This is a genomic window from Myroides sp. LoEW2-1 (assembly GCF_009767705.1).
Lineage (GTDB): Bacteria > Bacteroidota > Bacteroidia > Flavobacteriales > Flavobacteriaceae > Flavobacterium > Flavobacterium album_A.
The window spans coordinates 1-4,217 of record NZ_WSPP01000304.1; the positions used below are offsets into that span (position 1 = coordinate 1).

The window sequence follows — 4,217 nt, forward strand, 5'->3', positions numbered from 1 at the left end:
TAATAACCTACCTGCCAAAAATGATGTTATTTTTTAAAAGAGGTAATCTTTTTATTGTGGAGTATTCAATCTTACAAACAAATAATTGTAAGTCTATTAAAAGTTCAAAGTTGTAACTTAAATATAAATCGTCTACTTTTACTTTAAATCTTAAAATAAAGAAACAATGACTACTTTACAAATTGGAGATAAAGCACCAAGTTTTAAAGGTGTAGATCAAGCAGGAAAAACACATCAATTATCAGATTATAAAGGAAAAAAGCTTGTTGTATTCTTCTATCCAAAAGCAAGTACACCAGGCTGTACTTGGGAAGCATGTAATCTTCGAGATAATTATACAGAGTTAAAAGATAAAGGGTTTGAATTATTAGGGGTTAGTGCAGATTCAGCAGCAAGACAACAGAAGTTCATTGAGAAAAATGAATTGCCTTTTCCTCTTTTAGCTGATGAAGATAAAGCTGTCTTAAATGCCTTTGGTGTATGGGGACCAAAGAAATTCATGGGACGTACTTATGATGGAATTCATCGAACAACTTTTGTGATTGATGAAAATGGCATATTAATAGATGTGATCACAAAAGTAAAAACGAAAGATCACGCCGCACAAATTTTAGAATCTGTAAAATAATAACAAGTTACTGGTGTATTATATTACAAGATAAAACGTTATAATAAAAGATAGTGACTTTTATAGTACTATCTTTTGTTTTTTTAAGTATCATTAAATACTTGAGCTTATGAAAAAATTGTATGAAAAAAGAGTTTCAAAAGAAGATCTATACCTACTCAAGGAGCACAGTAGTGTAGAAAGTGAAGAACTGCAACATTTGGTTGAACAAGAATGTAGTGTTAGTTCAAATGAGTGGAGAACCTTTATAGAGTATTTCTTATTAACCTTGGGGAGTGGTTTATTAGTAAGTGGCATTGTGTTCTTTTTTGCCTATAATTGGAATGATATGCCAGCATTTGGCAAGTTTGCTGTTGTATTAGGATTATTAGTCGTAGCTGTTTATTGTAGTGTGACTAACCGTATGACAGAATCTACTCGAAAGGTAAGCTTAGTAATAGCATCTGTTTTAGTAGGAGTTTTGTTTGCTGTTTTCGGTCAAGTTTATCAAACTGGAGCCAATGCCTATGATTTATTCTTAGTTTGGACGATAACGATAATCCCATGGACAGTTGTTTCTAAATTCTCAGTACAGTGGTTAGGCTTAGTAGTCTTAGTAAATACTACTTTCTCTTTGTTCTTTTCTCAAGTCAGTACTGAATTGAATTTTTACATGGTGTTAAGCTTGTTTTTAAGCTTCAATATCACATTGTTTGTCCTTCCATTTTTAATCGGAAGAATGCAGGGATTTGTACCTTCAAAGTACTATACTGCGATAATGGCTTTTGTATGTACTTGTATTGCTGTTTTCTCTATTTCGGCATGGATATTCACTATTAGTTCAAACTATGATATTAATGATCTAATGGGAGAATCAATAGCAGTTATACTGAGTTGTGTATGGATAGGAGCAAGCTATTATTGGAGTGTTAAACAACGCAATATTTTGTTTTTTAGTTATTTCGGTTTAGCAGTCGTTTCTATTTTATTTATGTTGTTATTAAAGTGGTTTAAGCTTGAAATAGTTTCCCTGCTGCTCTATACAATTTACATTATTGGGGCTACCTATGGCTTAATTAAAGTAATTATGAATATGAATAAAACTTGGAAAGATGAAAGAGAATAGTCAATTCAATACAATTTTATCCTCTTTAGAAGCTAAAGGGGTTGAAATTGATCAGACTGGAATCATGCAGAAAAGAGAAGATAATTCATTGAAAACAGTTTTCATAAAGATCATATCAGTTGTAGGAGGTTTAATTGCCATGGGAACATTCTTAGGGTTTATATCTTTAGCCTTTGCCAGAGACTCTAATTTTGATATACTATTTCTGAGTTTTGGATTACTGTCAATGATTGGTTGTTATTTTATTCATAAAAGTACAGACAATGCAGTAAGAGATGGAGTTGGAATAGCCCTTTATATCAGTGGTTTTGTCCTGCTGTTAGCGGCTCTTATTCAGCACGATTTCATACCTACAAATATGTATATTGCTACAATAGTTATAGCCTCTATAAGTTTGTTTTTATATAAAAATCAGATTATAACCTTTATTGCTGCTACTGCCATAATCATAGGATGTCACGGATTACTGTTTGAGAATTTCAGCAATGATTATCTTAGTTTACTCTTACTTGTTTTGCTTTTAAGCGTAGTGTTTCTCTTTTATAAAGAGACTTTTTTAAGAAGTACAAGTTTGTGGTGGAATAACAATTACCAAGCAATCTTAGTTGCTACTTTTTGTTATTGTTTAGGCTTGAGTATCATGACATCTGTAGAGATGTTTTTACCTTACTATGGTTCCGAGAGAATGCTGTTTTCATACTCTACCAAAGTAGTGTTTATATTGATAACATTAGGTAGTTTGTACATTTTATTAGATAGGGCTTTAATACAAAATACTGTCATTAAAGGAATGTCAATCGTAATTACGGCTGTGTTTTTATATTTATTGGGAATTGATTATCCCGCTTTTATAGTTGGCTTTTTGTTTGCATTATGGTCGTATAACAACCAATTTAAAACAGGTATTGTTTTGTCTATATGCACTTTTATTTGGGCTATGGGAATGTATTATTACGACTTGAGTATTTCACTATTAGCAAAATCAATTTCTTTGATGTTTAGTGGGATTATTTTTCTTAGTGTTTATTGGGTAATTCATAAAAATTGGAAACAAGATGAGCAAGAATAGGACAAATTATGTGATATTAATCACAACAGTATTGATAGTATTATTTTTCATTCGCGCTGTGTTTGAAAAGGAGCAAACGATTAAAGAAGGACAGTTAGTCTTATTAGAATTAGCTCCTGTTGATCCAAGATCTTTAATGCAAGGGGATTATATGAGGTTGAATTACAAGATTTCTACAGGGATGAGTGATTTTCTAAATGATAGTTTATTTGTAAGTGAAACAAATGATTCACTTGGCATTACGCAGGACAGTTTTAATAAAGCTCCTATTACTTCTTACAAGGATACAAGAGGTTTTGTCCTTTTAAATATAGACGAGAAGGGGATTGGTCACCTTGTTGATTTATCATCTAAGATAAAAGAAAAAGGAGATAATCAGATTTACGTTAAGTTTTTCAATAAGACCAATTGGAATTTCAATATTGGAGCAGAAAGCTTTTTCTTTCAGGAAGGTGAAGCAGAGAAGTTTGAAAAAGCTGTTTACGGAGGCTTAAGAGTTGATGAAAAGGGAAATAGTGTATTAGTAGGGATGTACGATAAAGATTTAAAGCTAATTGAATAATTGCAATAGCATCAAAAAAAGAGGTTCAATATTGAACCTCTTTTTTTGATCTTTATTTTAGTATGCTTCAAATGTTATAGTATGAGTTTGCGAGTCAATATTTGAGGATAGTTCATAATTACTGTAAGTTTTAATTGCAGTAAAGCCAGCGTGTTTCAAAGCCAGTTCGAACTCTTTTATTCCCCAGAATCTCAAGCTAAAATAATCTAATTCACTTGATTTTAAAGAACCTTCATTTGACCAGTACTCATAACGCAATTGAGAAGTAGTTGTTTGAGTTAAAAAATTGACTTCTTCACGCGTTTCTGTCAATGTCAAAATACCATCTTTTACTTTCCAACTTCGCGCCATCATGGTAGGTTCACTTAAACAAGAAAGAGGAGATAAATCAATGATAAGTTTCCCTTTCTCGTTTAAAACCGCCTTAAATCGCTTGAGAACATCTATAGCGATATTTACATCTGTGATTAGTTGAAATGAACCTGCAGGCAATATTACAGCATCATAGCGACTGTTTAGGTTAAAGTCTTCGAAGCGCTCTTGTGCTAATTCAGGGTTTAGCTGTCTTTTTTGAACTTCAGCTTTACAATAGTCAAGCATTTCTTTTGAAGCGTCAAACCCTGATATATCAAATCCTTGTTCTAAAAGCGGGATTAATACACGACCATTTCCCGTTGCTGGTTCAAGTATTTTACCTGAAATACCTTGAAGTCTTTGACTGTAAAATTCTATATCTCCAAAAGAGCGACCGATAGGTTTATCTAAGTGATATACCCAGGAGGCAAGTGTACTATATCTATTGGTTAAATTTTGATTGTCCATATTATAGAAAATACTTTAGGTTGTCAATTAG

5 protein-coding genes are annotated in these 4,217 nt (G+C 32.2%); 4 read left to right on the forward strand and 1 reads right to left on the reverse strand.

What is annotated here, in order from left to right; translation table 11 throughout:
* The first annotated feature begins 166 nt into the window (after nt 1–166).
* From bcp to GOQ24_RS14955, 4 genes are all read left to right on the forward strand, one after another.
* Nucleotides 167–628 (forward strand): thioredoxin-dependent thiol peroxidase, encoded by a 462-nt coding sequence (gene bcp, locus GOQ24_RS14940; protein WP_155092871.1) that lies wholly within the window; start codon nt 167–169, stop codon nt 626–628.
* Between the two features lie 109 nt (nt 629–737).
* Nucleotides 738–1,733: a DUF2157 domain-containing protein gene (locus GOQ24_RS14945; protein WP_160340049.1), complete on the forward strand. Its 996-nt coding sequence runs from the start codon at nt 738–740 to the stop codon at nt 1,731–1,733.
* Nucleotides 1,720–2,802 carry a DUF4401 domain-containing protein gene (locus tag GOQ24_RS14950; protein ID WP_160340050.1) on the forward strand — a complete coding sequence of 361 codons (1,083 nt, stop codon included), beginning with the start codon at nt 1,720–1,722 and terminating at the stop codon, nt 2,800–2,802. Before GOQ24_RS14945 ends, GOQ24_RS14950 begins: the two co-directional genes overlap by 14 nt.
* Entirely contained in the window at nt 2,789–3,364 is a 576-nt protein-coding gene (locus GOQ24_RS14955) for a GDYXXLXY domain-containing protein (RefSeq protein ID WP_160340051.1), read from the forward strand. Before GOQ24_RS14950 ends, GOQ24_RS14955 begins: the two co-directional genes overlap by 14 nt.
* Nucleotides 3,365–3,421: 57 nt before the next feature.
* On the opposite strand, the gene GOQ24_RS14960 is transcribed toward GOQ24_RS14955, so the two are convergent.
* Complete coding sequence (locus GOQ24_RS14960) at nt 3,422–4,186, reverse strand: class I SAM-dependent methyltransferase (protein ID WP_155092875.1); 765 nt, start codon at nt 4,184–4,186, stop codon at nt 3,422–3,424.
* Nucleotides 4,187–4,217: the final 31 nt, after the last annotated feature.

Coding starts and splice junctions, on each gene's coding strand:
- GOQ24_RS14960 (WP_155092875.1), bottom strand. CDS start 4,186: ATGGACAATCAAAATTTAACCAATAGATATAGTACACTTGCCTCCTGG.
- GOQ24_RS14955 (WP_160340051.1), top strand. CDS start 2,789: ATGAGCAAGAATAGGACAAATTATGTGATATTAATCACAACAGTATTG.
- GOQ24_RS14945 (WP_160340049.1), top strand. CDS start 738: ATGAAAAAATTGTATGAAAAAAGAGTTTCAAAAGAAGATCTATACCTA.
- bcp (WP_155092871.1), top strand. CDS start 167: ATGACTACTTTACAAATTGGAGATAAAGCACCAAGTTTTAAAGGTGTA.
- GOQ24_RS14950 (WP_160340050.1), top strand. CDS start 1,720: ATGAAAGAGAATAGTCAATTCAATACAATTTTATCCTCTTTAGAAGCT.